Origin of the sequence: Clostridium sediminicola (assembly GCF_050402865.1) — a bacterium.
Lineage (GTDB): Bacteria > Bacillota > Clostridia > Clostridiales > Clostridiaceae > Clostridium_AF > Clostridium_AF sediminicola.
Window position 1 is genome coordinate 113,333 of the sequence record NZ_BAABMF010000014.1, and the last position, 17,760, is coordinate 131,092.

Here is a 17,760-nt window from a genome sequence, read left to right on the forward strand (position 1 = left end):
ATTATATAGGCTTAGTTAAAGATTTTCTGAAAGAAAATCATCATTATCTTGTCACTTGTAATTTATCACTTGTCACTGATTTGTTTCACAATTTATTTTAATTATGAATTAATTATTTTGCTATTAACGCTATTTTAAAATATACAAAATAAACTCGGAGGAGTGATGAAGATGAAATTGAAAGAAAAAGTTGCAGTAATAACAGGCGGTACTAAAGGAATTGGTCTTGGGATTGCAATAGAATATATAAAAGAAGGCGCTAAGGTTGTTATTGGAGGTCGTAATGCTGAAACAGGCAAAGAAGGATTAAAGACGCTGCAAGATTTAGGTGGAGATGCTATGTTTGTTCAATGTGATGTAGCAAAATTAGAAGATCTTGATAATATTATTGCAAAAACTGTGGAAAAATATGGAAGAGTAGATATATATGTTGCTAATGCTGGAATTAATGATCCAAATAAAACACACTACTTAGATATCACTCCAGAACAATATGACAGAATTATGGATGTAAATTTAAGAGGTATGTTCTTTGGTGGACAAAAGGCTGCTAGACAAATGGTTAAGCAAGGGGAAGGTGGAGCTATAATAAATATGTCATCAGTGAATGCTCATTTGGCTCTTGATTCACAAATGGTTTATACGGCAAGTAAAGGTGGAATACAACAATTAACAAAAGTACAAGCAGTAGCATTAGCACAACATGGTATAAAGGTAAATGCTATGGCTCCAGGTCCTATAGAAACTGATTTGATGAGAAGGGTAGGATCTAATAAAGAACTAATGGATACAATCATATCTAGAACACCAATTGGAAGAATTGGAAGTACTAAAGAATGTGGAAGACTAGCAGTATTCCTTGCATGCGAAGATAGTGATTTTATATTTGGTCAGTCAATTTATAATGATGGAGGAAGAGGGTTCCAAGCATTCCCAGTACCAGGTTATAAAACTGTAACAGAGGAAGATTATGAAATTTTATTAGAAGCTAAAAAATAAGAAAATACTGATTAATAACTATTAATTTTAATATATAAAATTTTAGGAGGCAAAGTATTATGAGTAAACCTAGAGTAGGATTAATTACTTTTGGAGATCCAAGAGATCATGAATATAATAACTTTTTCAAGAGATATGCAGAACCAAAGTATTTTGATGGAATAGAGTATTTTAGTAGTCTTCCAATAGATTTAGTTTATGGGGAGAAGGTTGCATGTACTATACAAGACATAGATGAGCAAGTAGATATGCTTAAAAAAGCAGGTGTTGAATCTTATATAGCTTACAATCCTTGTTGGTCTTGGCCAAATATGGTAGTTAGAAGTGTTATTGCTTTGGATTTACCAACTGTTCTAGTTACTAATTGTGACCCAGGAACTCATGGTACAGTTGGATTATTAGGAATAGGTGGTACTCTAAGTCAAATCGGTAAACCACATATTAGAATTAGAGCTGACTTTGGTGATAAAGTATTTGAAGAAAAAATGATGCCTTATCTACAAGCAGCACAAGTTGCTAGTAAACTTAAAGGCGAGATTTTTGGAATGTTTGGTGGCCGTTCTCTTGGTATAGATACTGGAGTTCATGATCCTATGCAGTGGAAGGCTAAATTTGGAATAGATACAGATCATATAGATCAATTAGAAATTATAAGACAAGCTGATATGATAGATGAAGATAGAGTTGAAAAAATGACTAAGTGGCTCGTTGAGAGTGTAAGTAAGGTTTCTTACAATGAAAAATTAACTTCTGATAAACTTAAATATCAAGTTAGATGTTATCTTGCAACAAAAGATATTATTGAGCAAAGAAATTTAAGCTTCTTATCAGTAAAATGTATGCCTGATTTAACAAATAATTATGTTCCTCAATGTTTATCAGCAGCATTCTTACCTTATTCATATGATGGAGAAGGTCCAAAGAAACCAATAGCAATGTCTTGTGAAGCAGATGCAGATGCAGCATTAACTATGGAAATGTTAAAGATTATTTCTGGAGATGCAGCAACAATGTTTGCAGATGTAAGTCATATGGCACCAGAAAAGAATTTACTATACTTACCAAACTGCGGAGGAATGACTGCTTGGTTTGCTAATCGCTCAGATGATCCTGCAGAGAATATGAAAAAAATTGAACTTCGTCCAGCTAATAGACCTGCAGGTGGAGCATCAACATTTATGATGGCAGCTCCAGGAGAAATCACTTTAGCTCGTTTATACAGAGTAAAGGGACAATATAAAATGGCAATTATTCCTGGTGAAGTTATAACTCCAGATGCAGAAACACTTGATGAGTTTGTAAAATCAAGAGGATCTCATCAATTACCAACAGCGTATGTAAAAGTAAGTTTTGATTTTGATGAGTTTGTTGATGAATTCGGATCAAATCATATAGTAGGTGTTGGTGGTATATATGAAAAAGAGTTAGTAAGTGTTTGTGAAATGTTAGATATAACACCGGTTGTTATGAAATAAATTAGTTCATACTAAAGTTTACAGTTTACAGTTTATATTTTACAGTTGACAGTAAAGGATACCTTTTGCTAGCAAAAGATTCTAATCTTATTTGAAAATTTTCTGGAAGAAAATCATCCATTACTGAAAATTGTAGACTGTCAATTGTAAACTGATAGAAAAGTAGCGAAGCAGCTTTTCTATATTACTGGGAGGGATAGCATGAACGAAAAGATTATTAAAAAGACAGTTATAGAAGAATCTTTACCAAATGAATGGTCAGAAGATTTAGTTCAAGATATTGATGAATTATTAAATAAAAGCAAACATAAATTAGTTGTTTTAGATGATGACCCAACAGGAACTCAGACAGTACATGATTTACCAATACTTACTGAATGGTCTATAGATATTCTGACTGAAGAATTTAAAAATGATGAGTATAATGCATTTTATATACTTACAAATTCAAGAGCAATGTCAGAAGAAAATGCGATAGCTTTAAATAAAGAAATTGCACAGAATTTGAAAGAAGCTGCTAAAAATACTGATTCTTCATTTGCTATAGTTAGTAGAGGTGACTCAACACTTAGAGGACATTTTCTAAAAGAAGTAAATGCACTGCAAGAAGCTCTACAGGAAAAATTCGATGGATGGATTCTATTTCCTTACTTTTTAGAGGGTGGTAGATATACAGCTAATGATATCCATTATGTAAAAGAAGGAGTGGATTTTATACCTGCAGGTTTAACTCCTTTTGCAGATGATCATACCTTTGGATATAAATCATCTAATCTTAAAGAGTGGATAGAAGAAAAGACTAATGGAGATGTGAAAAAGGAAGATGTTGTATCTATAACATTAGATGACATTAGAAAAAGTGGACCAGATAAAGTTAAAGAAAAGCTTGTCAAACTATTTGATTCTCAGATTTGCATAGTTAATGCTTTCACTTATAAGGATGTAGAAGTTTTCGTTAAAGCATTATTGGAAGCTGAAGGGTCAGGAAAAAAATTCTTATATAGAACATCCTCATCTTTTGTAAAAACAAGAGCAGGAAATACATCGAGATCTCTTCTAAGTAAAGAAGAACTTAATGTTAATAAAAAAGGTGGCGGCTTACTTATTGTAGGATCTTATGTTCCAAAAACAACTGAGCAAGTTCAAACATTAATTAAAGAAACAGACATTGAAAGTATAGAAATTGATGTTTCATTATTAATAAATGAAGAAACTAGAGAAAATGAAATAATAAGCATAGCTGAAAAGGTAGATGCTATATTGGAAAAAGAAAAAGATGTAGCTATCTATACTTCAAGAAGAGTATTAAAAGGTGATGAGACTAAGAGTAGTCTAGCTAAAGGAAATCTTATTTCTGATGGTCTTATAGAAATACTTCATTCATTAGAAAGTATACCAAGATATGTAATAGCAAAGGGTGGAATTACATCCAGTGATGTAGCTACAAAAGGGATTGGTATAAAAAGAGCGGTTGTTATGGGTCAGATACTAAAGGGAATACCAGTTTGGAAAGTTGGAAAAGAAGGTCGATATCCTGATTCAACATATATAGTTTTCCCAGGCAATGTTGGTGACGAGTATGCATTAGCAGATGCTGTGAAAATTTTAAGTAAATAATTTATTAGTTGTCAGTTTACAGTGTACAATGGACAGTTAAGGATGATTATCTTTCAGAAAATCTATAATTAAACCTTTATCATTTTCGATAATCTAGTAATGGACTTTTGCTATGCAAAAGGTATCCACAACTGTCAACTGAAAACTGTGCATTGTGAACTGTACTGGAGGTTATATTATGTTGATTAACGAAAAAAAACTTTTGATGGATGCTCAAAAAGGTAAATATGCTGTAGGTGCGTTTAATGTATATAATATGGAAGGTGTAAAAGCTGTGATTTCTTCAGCACAAAAGGAGAAAAGTCCTATTATTCTTCAACTGCATCCAATAGTTTTAGAATATGGGGGGGCACCCTTCATTGAAATGTGTAAAAAAGCATCAGAAACTACTGAAGTACCAGTTGCTATTCATTTTGATCATAGCGATAAAGCTAATGATATCGAGTTAGCATTGAATTTAGGAGTAAAATCTGTTATGGCTGATGGGTCTCAATTAGAATATAGGGACAATCTGAAGTTTACTAAGAAGATGGCTGATTTAGCTCATAAATATGAAGCAGTAATTGAAGGAGAGTATGGCAGGCTTAGTGGTTCAGAAGATGGAATTACAGTTGCAGAGCATGACGCAAAGCTTACTAATCCCTTAAAAGCAAAAGAATATGTTGAATATACTAGTGTTGATAGTTTAGCAGTATGTATTGGCAATGTTCACGGACACTATAAATGCGAACCTGTCATAGACTTTGAAAGATTAACTGAAATTTCTAAGTCTGTGGAAGTTCCTCTTGTATTACATGGTGGTTCAGGACTTAAAGAAGATGTAATTAAAAAATGTATTGAGCTGGGTATATGCAAAGTGAATGTCAATACTGAAGTTAGAGAAGCATATTTAAATGCTATGAAAAAAATGAGTATATCAGAGGAAAAGAATGATTTATTAAAAATAATGAATAATTGCATAGAAGCTATGGGAGATATTGTGGTTAGTAAAATAAAATTATTTGGCTCTTACGACAGATATTAAAAATTAGATGAGGTGAAGAAAATGTTAAGAAAAGATGAAAAATTCAATAATAAAGTAAAACACTTACTAAAAGACGGTAAAAAAGTTGTTGGAGGATGGTTACAATCTGGGAGTAATATAACAGCAGAGGTAATGGCTAGATCTGGTTTTGACTTTTGTATTATAGACATGGAACATGGTCCTGGAAATATTATGACTTTAATTTCTCAATTACAAGGAATGAACGGATACGGGGCAACACCACTTGTACGAGCACCTTGGAATGATTTTGTAGCAATAAAAAGAATCTTAGACGCAGGAGTACATGGTCTTTTAGTTCCATATGTAAGTACAAAAGAAGAAGCAGAATCAGCAGTAAAAGCATGTAAATACCCACCAGCAGGTGTTAGAGGGGTTGCAGGAAGTCCAAGAGCAGAAGGATTTGGATATAACATAATGAACTATATGAATCACGCAGATGATGAAGTTATGTTAATGACTGCAGTAGAAACTCCAATTGCTGTTGAAAATATTGAAGAATTAGTAAGTGTTGAAGGATTAGATGGTATATTTATAGGACCAATGGATTTGGCTACTTCAATGGGACATTTCTGTGATCCAAAACATCCAGAAGTTCAAGAAGCTATTGCTAAAATAGAAAAAACAGTATTTGCTTCTAATAAATTCTTAGGAACTGTTGCTGGTAGCTTTGAACAAGCAAAAGTACTTTATGATAAAGGTTATCAGTTTGTTATTGTAATGTCTGATACAGTATCATTAGGTAAACTTGCAGTGAAAAATGTAGAGAGTTTTAAAGAAGAGTATCCTAATAGATAATCAAGAGGGTGGACACAATGCCAATTAAATTGGAAGTTTTTGATGAAAAAATCTTCGATATTATAAGCCTTGAACAAGAGTTAAAAGTAGTTGCTTCAGGATTTACTTTTATTGAAGGGCCTATTTGGAATGAAAAAGAAAAACATTTAATTTTCAATGATATTCCTGAAAGTGTTACTTATAAGCTTGATAAGAATGGCGATGTTTCTATAGTTATAAAAGATAACAATAAGTCTAATGGTAATTGTTATGATAATAAAGGAAGAATTATTAGCTGTGAGCATACTAAAAGTAGATTAAGTATGATGAATGTAGATGGAAGTAATAGAAAAGTACTTATATCTCATTATAATGGAAAGGAATTAAATAGTCCCAATGATGTTGTTGTAAAAAGTGATGGAACAATATACTTTACAGATCCACGATTTGGAAGGAATCCATCAAGAGTTGGCGTGCCAAGAGAGCAAGAATTGAACTTTCAAGGGGTATTTAAGTTATGTTCTGAAACTCATGAGTTAACATTACTTGCAGATCATTTTGAAAATCCCAATGGACTATGTTTTTCAAAAGATGAAAGACAATTGTTTGTAAATGATTCTCCTAGAAAAACTATTGAAGTATTTGATATTGACAATGATGGGAATTTAGATAATAAGAGAATTTGGGCTGTGACTGAAGGGGAAGGTCCTGGACTACCTGATGGAATGAAAATAGACAGTGAAGGGAATTTATATTGCTGTGCTCAAGGTGGACTTCATATCTTTGATAAAAATGCAAGATGTCTTGGTGTAGTGCATATTCCAGAACAACTAGCTAATTTTACTTTTGGAGGTAGCGATTTAAAAACATTGTACTTAGCAGCCTCAACAACAGTTTATACAATAAGAGGAAAAGTTCCATTTTAAGAAATATTTACAAATAACTTTCTTCCCTTTTTTTAAGAAAGGGAAGGTGTTGTTTGTAAAATTCATTCAAATTCATATGAAAAGTAAAATGTAATACAAAAAGTAAGAAAATTCAAAAAATAGTACTTGCAAAAAAAGTTGAAAAATGTTACAATAACATACATATTAGATAAAAAATACCTATACACAAAAAGTTATCTGACGTTTAATAAGAGGCAAATCAAAACTAACAAATCAAAATTGACAATTCAAAATTAATTAAGTTAAAAAAGCCAAACTTGAAAAGACATATTAAGCAACTTCACTAAAATCACTAAAATTTATAAAATCACTAAGATAAAATTACTAATAATTAAAAATGTTACTGATAATTTTAGGCTTGAGAAGTAAACATTTACATATATCTTTGGAATATTAAAAGTTGTGTATAATATCATAATGTTTAAACAAAATTTTATATAAATGAGGGGGATTTTTAGTATGAAAAAATCTATTAAATTGTTAGTATCGATGTTACTTGTAGGTGCAATGGCAGCAACCATGACAGCGTGTGGTGGAAGTAAGACAAACAACTCAGCTGATAAAGGAGAAAAAGAGCCTGATAAAAAAGCTGAAAAAATCGAAATACGTATAGGTCATGATAGTAGTGTTGAAACACCAGCTCATAAGGCGTTATTGGAATTTGAAAAATCTGTAGAAGAAAAATCAGATGGAAGAATCGATATAGTAATTTATCCAAGTGCACAATTAGGTAGTGCTCAAGAAATGTTTGATCAAACTCGTCGTGGAGACATAGATATGGGAATAGGTGCAACAACACTTTTCACTCAATCTATTCCAGAGTTTGCAGTTTGGGATTCTTTCTATATGTTTGATGATTCTGCTCATGCTCATAGAGTGTTAGACGGAAAAGCTGGTAAAGAGCTAATGAAGCCTTTGGAAGCTAATATGCTTACAGGTTTAGGATACATGGAGATAGGTTTTAGAAACTTTTCAAATAGTAAAAGACCTATTACATCAGCAGAAGATGTTAAAGGAATAAAAATTAGAGGGTATAATCCTATACAAATAAAAGCTTGGGAATCAGTTGGAGTTACTTTAACAAGTTTATCTTGGGCTGAAGTATTTACTTCATTACAACAAAACTTAATCGATGGACAAGAGTGTGCTACTACTAGTTTTGTTACTGCAAAATTTTATGAAGCACAAGAGTACTGGTCTTTAACAAGACATATATACACTAACTACTTATGGTATGCTAATACAAAATTTATGGATGGTTTATCTGCTGAAGATAGAAAACTTATTGAAGATGAAGCAAAAGTAGCTATAGATATGGAGAGAGAATTGATGGCTAAACAAGAAGAAGAAACACTAGCTAAACTTCCTGATTTAGGAATCGAAATCAATGAAGTTCCAGTTGAAGAAAGACAAAAGATGGGTAAATTAATGAATGAAGCAGTAAAAGAAGATATAGTAGGAAAATGTGGTCAAGAAATATTTGATATGGTAATGGGTGAAATAGAAGCTGAAAGACAATAATAGGTAATGCAAAAGTATTTATAGTATAACAAAAAAATGGTTGGTAACATCTAGAATATCTATTCTGGATGTTACCATTTAAATAATTTAATTACCTGACTTAAAAAAATAACTTGAAAAAATTTTAAGGAGTTGACATTCAAATGAGAAAAGTTTTTTCTTGGCTCGATATAAATTTTGAACCAATTATAATGGCTACATTATTTTATATCATGACAGTTTTAATTACCTTACAAGTAATATTAAGATTCGGGTTCAGTGCCGGATTTTCATGGGCAGAAGAAGTTTCAAGATTTATGTTTGTTTGGTTAATGTATTTTAGTATTTCTTATACTACAAGGAATCATAGACATATTAAGGTTACTTTTATAGTAGGTAGATTTAATGAAAAAGTACAAAAGATAATAATGATTATTGTTGATTTTTTATTCTTAGCTTTTGCAGGGTTTATATTTGTGTCAGCGGTGAAAATATGTCAATCTGTTGCTGAGTTTAATGATAGAGCAACAACTTTGGATATTTCAATGAATGTTATGTATGGTGCGGCAGCAGTAGGATTTATTTTAATGTTAGTTCGACTAATTCAAGGAATAGTGTGGAAGTTCAAAAATTTCTCGGAATCACTAGAATACTTTGAAAATCATACTGGAGTTTATACTGGAGCAAATGATATTTGTTTTGCAATTAAAAGCTCTGGAAAGGAAGAGGAGGACTAGATAATGACTATTGCATTACTATTTGGAAGTTTTATATTATTTTTAGTATTATCAGTGCCTATAGCAGTATCTTTAGGTTTAGCATCTATAGTTACAATTTATGGAGTGAATCCTATAAGTACTGAAGCATTTACACAAACAATGATACAAGGACTTAACTCTTTCCCATTGATGGCAGTTCCTTTGTTTGCATATGCTGGAGATATTATGGGTAGAGGTGGAATATCAAAGAGATTAATTGATGTTTCTGGATTATTTTTCGGACGTATGACAGGGGGACTTGGAGTAGTTTCTATCGTAACCTGTTTATTCTTCGCAGCTATATCAGGAACTGGATCTGCTACAGTTGCAGCTATTGGGGTTGTTATGATACCTGCTATGGTGAAAAAAGGTTATGACAAGCCATTTGCAGGCGCATTGTGTGCAACAGCAGGAACAGTAGGAACTCTTATTCCACCAAGTATTTGTATGGTTGTTTACGCTATTGCTGCTAATGTATCTGTTACAGGTATGTTTACTGCAGGTATTGGTCCAGGATTATTAGTTGGTCTTGGTTTAATAATGTACACAGTATTTATGTCAGTTAAAAATGGTTGGAAAGGTGATGACCATAAATATACTGCAAAAGAAGTAGTTAATATAATTATTGATGCGATACCTGCACTTATGGTTCCAGTTATTATTTTAGGTGGTATTTATGGGGGAGTATTTACTCCAACTGAAGCAGCAGCAGTTGCTTGTGTTTATGGAATAATGGTTAGTGTTTTTTGGTATGAAGAAGTTAAAATTAAAGATTTACCATTTATAGGTTTTAACTCATGTTTATTATGTGCAGCAGTTATAGTTATAATAGGAATATCTTCAGGATTTGGACGTATTTTAACAATAACTCAAGTACCTGTACAAATTGCAAATGCTATATTAGCAATTACATCAAGTAAAATATTAGTATTGCTTTTGATAAATGCTTTATTATTAGTAGTTGGTACTTTCATGGAGACAAATGCAGCAATAATTATTTTGGTTCCGATTTTATTACCAATAGTAGTTGCATTAGGAGTAAACCCAGTACATTTTGGTCTTATAATGGTTTTAAACTTGGCAATAGGATTTATTACCCCTCCACTAGGAGCAAATTTATTTATGGCATGTCAAATTAGTGATATCAAATTTGATGTACTTGCAAAAGCAATATTGCCGTGGATTGCGGTTATGATAATAGTATTATTATTGGTTACGTATATACCAGCTATTTCATTAACTCTTCCAAAATTACTTGGAATACCGGTTTAATTAGTTATCAATTGAAAGTTGTAAGTTATCAGTTAAGGATGATATTCTTCATTCTTCAGAATATCTAAATTTAAATAAAAGATTTTGCTATACCGCAAGGTATCCGTAATTTATAATTTACAATTTACAACTTACAATAAAAAAATTATATTATATAAGGAAGGTATATATATATGACAACTTTAAGAGAGAGAAATTTTAGACGTTTAAAACAAAGTATTGTAGGAGAAAAATCTGACGGACATGCAGTATTTAACTATTATACGTATCCGTTCTTCCAAGCAGTTACAGGAGTTAAGTTGGATGATTTTTTCCATAAACCTGAAGTAACTCTTGAATGCCAAGTTGAAGCACTTGAAAAAATAGATGGCATTGGTGATTTAGTTCCAGATATGGGATCTGTTGCAGTAGCAAGTGGACTTGGTGGAATAGTGAAATTTGACGATCAAGGATATATTTCTGTTCATCCTAATCCAAGAATTGCAGAAGCAGAAACAGTAGAAGATTTAGATTGGTTAAAACCAGGAGATCCATATGGAGATAACTATATGAGACAAGCACTTGAAACGTTGCAATATATGGTAGAACACTGTCCAAAAGGGTATAGAGTTAATCCACATGCTGTACAAGGCTCTTTTACAACAGCAGCAAACATTAGAGGGATTAGTGATTGTTGTGCTGATACTCTAGTGGAACCTGAAATAGTTAATAGAATATTAGATGTAGTTGTAGAAACTCAAATAAGATTTATGAAAGCTCAAGAAAAAATCTTAGGTTCTCTGCATCACATATTAGTAGGAGATGACCTTTCAGCATTTCTTAGTGAACCTACGTATAGAGAATTTATTTTACCAAGATACCAGCAAATGTTTAAAGAATTCCCTAATACTCAAAGGTGGTTACACAATGATTCAACGGCACGTCACGTAGCACCAGCAATAGGAGATTCGGGAATGGTTGCATGGCAATATCATCCTGATATTTCTCCGCACGATGCTTTAGAATTGACTAAAGGTAAAGTATCTCTTCTAGGTGGCTTAAGTCCACTTGACTTACAAAAATGGACTGCTGATGAAACTTATGATAAGTGCATTGAAGTACTTAAATCATTCGAAGGTAATAATAAATGTGTACTTGCTGCTGGTGGTTCAATAAACCAAGTTCCTCTTGAAAACTTAAAAGCTATGTTTAAAGCAGCAGATGATTACAAAATTAAATAGATTATAAAAGGTTAATTTGTTCAATTATTAATTTAGTTTACAGTATAAACTCATTAGAATGATTTGTTTTTCATACCCTTGTTTTTCAAATCATTTCATAATGAGTTTATATTTTGATTCTGTTTAAATAAATGTTGGTTTTACATTCATTAAAGGGGAATAAAAACATATGAAAATGTTGCCATTTTTTATAGAAAAATTTTCTTTTAGCTCAGATTATCCAATACATGCACATGAGTATTCACAATTATTTATAATTACCAAAGGTAAGGCAGTACATATAATTAATAATAAGCAATTTCAAGTTAAGGAAGGTCATGTTTATGTAGTAAATGAGAACAGTACACATGGATTTAAAAATGCTGAAAATCTTGAGATGTATAATATATTATATAATACAGAAGAATTAATGAAAAAGGCTGGGAGTTTGAAAAAAATTTCAGGGTTTCAAGCTTTGTTTTTAATCGAACCTTTTTATAAAAGTCAATTTAAATGCAAGAGCAGAATGATATTAGACTATGAAGGTCAAAAATATGTAGTATCTGTGCTGGAAAGATTACTTAGAGAATATAAAAACAAAGACTTTGGATTTGAGGTTGTTTTCCATTCTCTATTTATGTTACTAGTTGCATATCTATCTAGAAAATACACATCATCTCAAAATGCAGGATTTGATAAAGCTATGAAAATGGCAGAAGCTGTAGCATTTCTAGAAGCCAATTATACTAAAGAGGTGTGTTTGGATCAATTAGCTGAAAAGGCTTGTCTATCTAAAAGGCAGTTTATAAGAATTTTTAAAGAAAACTATAGTGTAACTCCTATGAGATATATTTTACAAATGAAAATAAATAACGCTTGTTATTTATTGAATAATACTAATAAAACTATTACAGAAATTGCTTTGGATTGTGGATTCTCAGATAGTAATTATTTTTCAAGGCAATTCAAGAAAATTATGAATGTAACGCCTTCTCAATATCAAAAAAATTTATAATTATTAAACTTTAAGTTATGGATAATCCATAGCTTTTTTATTTTTGTGAAGATTTTATGCCAAAAAATGGAATTTATATTAAGGTAGTAAATTTCTAATATGATATAATTTTATTAAAGTTAACAATTAAGAATCTTTTATAAAACTACTTAGAATACAAGTTTAATTAAGTTTAGATTATTGATTAATAGTATAAACTTATTATAGTGATTTATTTTAACTCCCTTATTTATAAATCATTTTATAATGAGTTTATATTTTTTTTTATGAATAAATAAATCTTATCTTTAGTTCTTTTGAATATTCTGACTAATTCCTATTTCATGTAAATTTTAAAAGCTCCAAGCAAAGAATATGGTTGTGAATGAAGGAGGAATTTGATTATGTCAAGTCTTAATTTACAGAATAAAAGAATGGTAAAGGAATATTATGATCGTCTTTATGGTGCGGATGAAAGTAATATTGGTGAGATACTGTCAGATTATTTTACAGAGGATACGAGTTTTGACTGCTCACATCCAGTAAATCATATTCAAGGACTTAAAGCGATGATAGAGCAATTTTGGAAACCGTTTTTAAGAGCTTTTCCAGATGCCCTAAAACATCCGTATATTTTGACAGGTGCAACAGATGTTAATTGTGAAGGTCAAGAAACTGAATTTAAAAACAGTGATTGGGTATGTGCAAATGGATACTATGAAGCTACATTCACTGAAGAGTTTTTGGATATACCTCCTACTGGCGGAGTGGTTTACATACGTTTTTGTGAATGTAGTCAAATTAAAGACGGTAAGATTGTTCAGACATATATGTTGTTAGATTTATTAGATTTACTTGCTCAAGCGGGTTATGTGTTTTTTAATGCGCTTGGAAATGAATGCATGATTCCTGGACCACGTACATTTGATGGTGTGATACTTGAGGAAAGCGATGCAGAGAAGGGTTCTGCTTCAATCAATTTGATTACAAATATGCATGAAGATTTAAACACATTTGCGGATAGTGGATATGAAGGATTTAATTTGGAAACAAAATTCAAAAAAGATTTTTCCTGGTATGGTCCTTATGGAATTGGCGTGTGTAAAGGTATTGAAGGTTTTCAAAAGTTCCATCAGGTGCATGGCTAAATTCTCTTCCAGATAGAATGAACAAAGATGGTTTCGCAAATTACGGAGAAAACAACTACGCTTTCATGGGTGGGTGGCATGTAATGAGTGCGACGCATTTAGGAAACGACTGGTTAGGTATTCCAGCGACTGGTGTTGAAATTGATATGCGTTGTATTGATTGGTGGCGTATTGAAGATGGAAGAGCTGTAGAAAATTGGGTAAATCTTGATATAATTCATATGTTATATCAAATGGGTATAGATATTTTTGAAAGAGTAAGAACGGGATGTTATCATTTTAAGCGGTAAAAGCATGGAGGAACGTGCACTTAGTACCCAAATGCTCTACATACGGAAAATTAATCAAAAATGGAAGATTGTACGTCAATATAGTGCAGACAGCACAGAGTGGATTAATAGCGTATTGACTGCTTGTGAATAACTGGTCTATATATAGTGAGTAAACTTTGGATGTAATGGAGGAATATTGGTGAATTCAAGAGAAACAATTAATCATATATAGCCTGACAGAGTTCTCTGGAAAGTTTTAAGAACACCGAAGAGGCAATCACTATAAAGTGTTTTAAAATAGATATAGCAGCAATTTGACGTTTATAATAAATACGCAGCCTCAATGCCAATAGTGAGAAATATTTATAAAAATAGTATGATGTGAGAAACTTTCAGGTTTATGAGACAGAGGAATGGATAGATACTTTTTTAGTATTTATATCATTCCTTTTTTTCTTGTGTATAGATGTTTTTGATAGATTAAGAAATAAAAAATATCTTTTATAGATTGCAAGAAAAACAGAGAACTATAGAATTTTTATAGTTCTTTTGAAATTTTCTGACTAATCATAAGATTATGTCATTATCATGCTAAGGGTTGGCAATTAAATTAAGGTGTTAAATTTCTCAGATGGTACAATTTTATTAAGGTTTAGGAATGATAGATTAGTTACTTAAAGTATTAAAATCGAGGTGATATTATGCAAAATAAGGAGTCTAAAGATCGAAATGTTATTAAAGAAAATTTAGGAGAAGTGACTTCAAAAAGTAAAGATAATAACTTAAAAGAAAGGGCGGTTGAAAAGAAAATGGTTGGAAAAGTAACTGCAAAGAGTGCTGAAAATAATGTAAATGATTTAAAAGTTTATTATGGTGATAGCAATGAAGTTGTCCCTTTTGGTCTAAACGATTTCAATGAATTTGTGAATATAACAGAAAGCAAACAAAGTATGAATGGTTTTGAGGACAGATATCGTGATGTAGTGGATTATATCATAAAATCAACTCATAGAATATGGGAAGAAAAGGGAATAGGTTTGATTAACAAACATTATAATAATTCTGCAGTAGTACATACAGGTAGCGATAATGCAGTAGGTAAAAATGCAGTAATATCTAATACAATGCAAACACTACATTCTTTTCCTGATAGACGTTTGCTTGGGGAAAATGTTATTTGGTCAGGTAATGATAAAGATGGGTTTTATTCATCACATAGAATAATGTCTACAGCAACAAATTTAGGGGATAGTACATTTGGTCCTGCAACAGGAAAAAAAGCTATATTTAGAACAGTTGCCGTTACGTTTCTTCACAATAATAGAGTGTGCGAAGAATGGATAGTAAGAGATAATCTATATATAGTACAACAATTGGGATTAGAGCCAATAGAGGTAGCAAAAAACTTAGCAAAAATGAGTAAAAATAAAGTTCCAGCTCTTCAATCAACTTTTGGTATTAGTGAAAATAAGGCAGGGCAATTGTCACCTCAAGAATATATTCCGAAGCATGAGGGATTTGAAATTGGAGATTTTATTCTTAGCATGTTTAATAAAATATGGCAAGGAAATTTGATTAATGAAGTAAGAAATTACTATGCTGATAATGCTGTAGTACACTTTATTTGTAATCAAGATTTAGAAGGATACAATCAAATACAGGCTATGTTCATTAGTTTGTTTGCATCTTGTACTAATGCAGATGTAATAATAGAAAGAGTTACATGTAATAAGAGAGCCAAAGAAAATGAGTGGGATGTAGCAGTAAGATGGAGAATAAAAGGAATTCATGAGGGAATAGGATATTTTGGTTATCCGAGTGGCAAACATATAGAAATTTTAGGGGTTAATCATCTAAGAATAGCTAATGAAAAAGTTATAGAAGAATGGATTACATTTGATGCCTTAGATGTTTTAAAACAGATATATACTGAATAGTACTAAGTTAGTCAGGTAAGTAGGTTTTACAATTTTAATGATATATAAATGCAAAGCATTATATATAAACAAATTATATAGGCGACAAAAGCATAAGCTCAAATTAGCAAAAGAGTAAAAAAACTATTTATAGGGAGGAAAAATAATGATAAGAAAATCTACAATGGCAAAGGTGTTTGCGACAGTAATGAGTTTGACTTTACTATTAACTGGTTGCGGTGGTGGTAATACTGCAAAAAATGATGGAGGAGATGCGGCTGGTGGCGAGCACAAAGAAATCAAACTACGTATAGCTCACATGTCTCCAGAAGAAGAAAGTATTCATCAAGGATTTGTTAAATTCAAAGAAATTATTGAAGCAGAAAATGTTGGTGTTACAGTAGAAATTTATCCAGCAGGGCAATTGGTAGGTTCTGACCGTGATAGTATTGAAGGAGTTCAATTAGGAGAAATCGATATGGCTTCTGTTGCTGCTATACAATTAGCACCTCATGTTGAGAAATTCTATGTTTTCAATGCAAACTATTTATTTGATAGTATGGATGATGCAAGAGCAAAACTTGAAGGACCAGCTGGTGATGCTTTAAGACAAGCTACTATAGATAAAAATAGTGGCATGAGAGTTGCAGCATTCTTTGGTGGAGCTAACCGTGCATTTTGGAATAATGTAAAACCAATAGAAAAAGTTGCTGATTTTAAAGGTATAAAAGTACGTACTCCTGAAAATCCACTTAATGTTAAAGAATTAGAAACTCTTGGATGTATACCTACACCTATGGCTTGGAGTGAAATGTATACAGGTTTACAACAAGGAACTATCGATGGATTAGCTTCTTCTAGACCACCAATTTTACAACAAGGGATTGTAGAAGTTCTTAAATATGCTACTGATACAAATCATAGTTACTATATGCCAGTATCATTAATTTCTGAAGCTACATACAAGAAGTTTGACGAAGCTCAATTAGCTGCATATGAAAAAGCTATTAAAGCATGTGCTGATACTCAGTGGGAATTAACTGTAAAAGATAATGAAAAAGCTATTGCTGAAATGGAAGAGTTAGAAAAAGAAGGAAAACTTACTTATACTCGTTTAACTGATGAGCAAAGAGAAGAGTTTAAAACAATATATGTTGATTCTATAGAAGCTATGGTAGCTGAAAAGTGTGGACAAGAAATACTTGATGTATTTAGAAAGTAATTAGTGATAAAAACAAAAATAATGACTAAATAATTATTGGAGGAACGCTGAAAAAGGTGTTCCTCGATTTTGATTAACTATTTGGTATTTTTGGGAGGTAAAAAGTGAAGAAAATAATTTGTTGGATTGACGACAAGCTAGAGGTTGTTATAGGGTCAATATTTCTAGCGTTAATGGTATTATTTACGTTTATTCAAATTGTTGGTAGATATGTATTGACTACACCTTTCTCATGGACAGAAGAGATGACAAGATATATGTTTGTGTGGATGGTATATATCGCTGTTGGATATGCAGTTAAAGAAGATAAGCATATACGTATAACATTTTTACATTCATTATTGCCAAAAAAAGCAGGGAAAATTTTGGATATTTTTAGTGATTTAGTTTTCTTAGGTTTTGCAATAATTGTTTCATATGTTGGTTTTGATTTGATGGGAACAATAAGATCTGGTGGACAAACAGCTGTTTCGCTACCTATTCCAATGTGGTTACTGTACCTAGTTATGCCACTAGGATTTATTTCAGTATGTGTTAGATTAATACAAAGTATTATAAAGAGAGTAAAAAGCTTTAATGATGTGAAGGAAGGAGAACAATAATGGCTGTAGCGGTTCTATTT

At 31.6% G+C, this 17,760-nt stretch carries 16 protein-coding genes; all 16 read left to right on the top strand.

Annotated elements, in window-relative coordinates; all coding sequences use genetic code 11:
• The first annotated feature begins 165 nt into the window (after positions 1–165).
• Positions 166–999 (top strand): SDR family NAD(P)-dependent oxidoreductase, encoded by an 834-nt coding sequence (locus ACQ3F0_RS19405; RefSeq protein WP_428867282.1) that lies wholly within the window; start codon positions 166–168, stop codon positions 997–999.
• A 59-nt stretch (positions 1,000–1,058) separates the two neighbouring features.
• Positions 1,059–2,474: an L-fucose/L-arabinose isomerase family protein gene (locus ACQ3F0_RS19410; protein WP_428867284.1), complete on the top strand. Its 1,416-nt coding sequence runs from the start codon at positions 1,059–1,061 to the stop codon at positions 2,472–2,474.
• Positions 2,475–2,675: 201 nt separating this feature from the next.
• Positions 2,676–4,091, top strand: a complete 1,416-nt coding sequence (locus ACQ3F0_RS19415) for a four-carbon acid sugar kinase family protein (protein ID WP_428867286.1) — start codon at positions 2,676–2,678, stop codon at positions 4,089–4,091.
• A 178-nt stretch (positions 4,092–4,269) separates the two neighbouring features.
• Positions 4,270–5,115 (top strand): class II fructose-bisphosphate aldolase, encoded by an 846-nt coding sequence (locus ACQ3F0_RS19420; protein WP_428867287.1) that lies wholly within the window; start codon positions 4,270–4,272, stop codon positions 5,113–5,115.
• Between the two features lie 21 nt (positions 5,116–5,136).
• A complete protein-coding gene (locus tag ACQ3F0_RS19425; RefSeq protein ID WP_428867289.1) occupies positions 5,137–5,931 on the top strand; it encodes an HpcH/HpaI aldolase family protein in 795 nt (264 codons plus the stop codon).
• Positions 5,932–5,948: 17 nt separating this feature from the next.
• Positions 5,949–6,836 carry an SMP-30/gluconolactonase/LRE family protein gene (locus ACQ3F0_RS19430; protein WP_428867291.1) on the top strand — a complete coding sequence of 296 codons (888 nt, stop codon included), beginning with the start codon at positions 5,949–5,951 and terminating at the stop codon, positions 6,834–6,836.
• 480 nt (positions 6,837–7,316) lie between these two features.
• On the top strand, positions 7,317–8,378 hold the full coding sequence (locus ACQ3F0_RS19435) for a DctP family TRAP transporter solute-binding subunit (RefSeq protein ID WP_428867292.1): 1,062 nt from the start codon (positions 7,317–7,319) through the stop codon (positions 8,376–8,378).
• 143 nt (positions 8,379–8,521) lie between these two features.
• On the top strand, positions 8,522–9,094 hold the full coding sequence (locus tag ACQ3F0_RS19440; RefSeq protein WP_428867294.1) for a TRAP transporter small permease: 573 nt from the start codon (positions 8,522–8,524) through the stop codon (positions 9,092–9,094).
• A 3-nt stretch (positions 9,095–9,097) separates the two neighbouring features.
• Positions 9,098–10,387, top strand: coding sequence for a TRAP transporter large permease (locus ACQ3F0_RS19445; RefSeq protein ID WP_428867296.1), 1,290 nt, complete (start codon positions 9,098–9,100; stop codon positions 10,385–10,387).
• A gap of 173 nt (positions 10,388–10,560) precedes the next feature.
• Positions 10,561–11,607, top strand: coding sequence for a uroporphyrinogen decarboxylase family protein (locus ACQ3F0_RS19450; protein ID WP_428867298.1), 1,047 nt, complete (start codon positions 10,561–10,563; stop codon positions 11,605–11,607).
• Positions 11,608–11,776: 169 nt separating this feature from the next.
• On the top strand, positions 11,777–12,601 hold the full coding sequence (locus ACQ3F0_RS19455) for an AraC family transcriptional regulator (RefSeq protein WP_428867300.1): 825 nt from the start codon (positions 11,777–11,779) through the stop codon (positions 12,599–12,601).
• 383 nt (positions 12,602–12,984) lie between these two features.
• Positions 12,985–13,728, top strand: a complete 744-nt coding sequence (locus tag ACQ3F0_RS19460; protein WP_428867302.1) for an ester cyclase — start codon at positions 12,985–12,987, stop codon at positions 13,726–13,728.
• An 83-nt stretch (positions 13,729–13,811) separates the two neighbouring features.
• Complete coding sequence (locus ACQ3F0_RS19465; RefSeq protein ID WP_428867304.1) at positions 13,812–14,018, top strand: ester cyclase; 207 nt, start codon at positions 13,812–13,814, stop codon at positions 14,016–14,018.
• A 683-nt stretch (positions 14,019–14,701) separates the two neighbouring features.
• A complete protein-coding gene (locus ACQ3F0_RS19470) occupies positions 14,702–15,937 on the top strand; it encodes an ester cyclase (protein WP_428867305.1) in 1,236 nt (411 codons plus the stop codon).
• 145 nt (positions 15,938–16,082) lie between these two features.
• Entirely contained in the window at positions 16,083–17,138 is a 1,056-nt protein-coding gene (locus ACQ3F0_RS19475) for a TRAP transporter substrate-binding protein (protein WP_428867306.1), read from the top strand.
• A gap of 104 nt (positions 17,139–17,242) precedes the next feature.
• Positions 17,243–17,740, top strand: coding sequence for a TRAP transporter small permease (locus ACQ3F0_RS19480; RefSeq protein ID WP_428867308.1), 498 nt, complete (start codon positions 17,243–17,245; stop codon positions 17,738–17,740).
• The last annotated feature ends 20 nt before the right edge of the window (positions 17,741–17,760 follow it).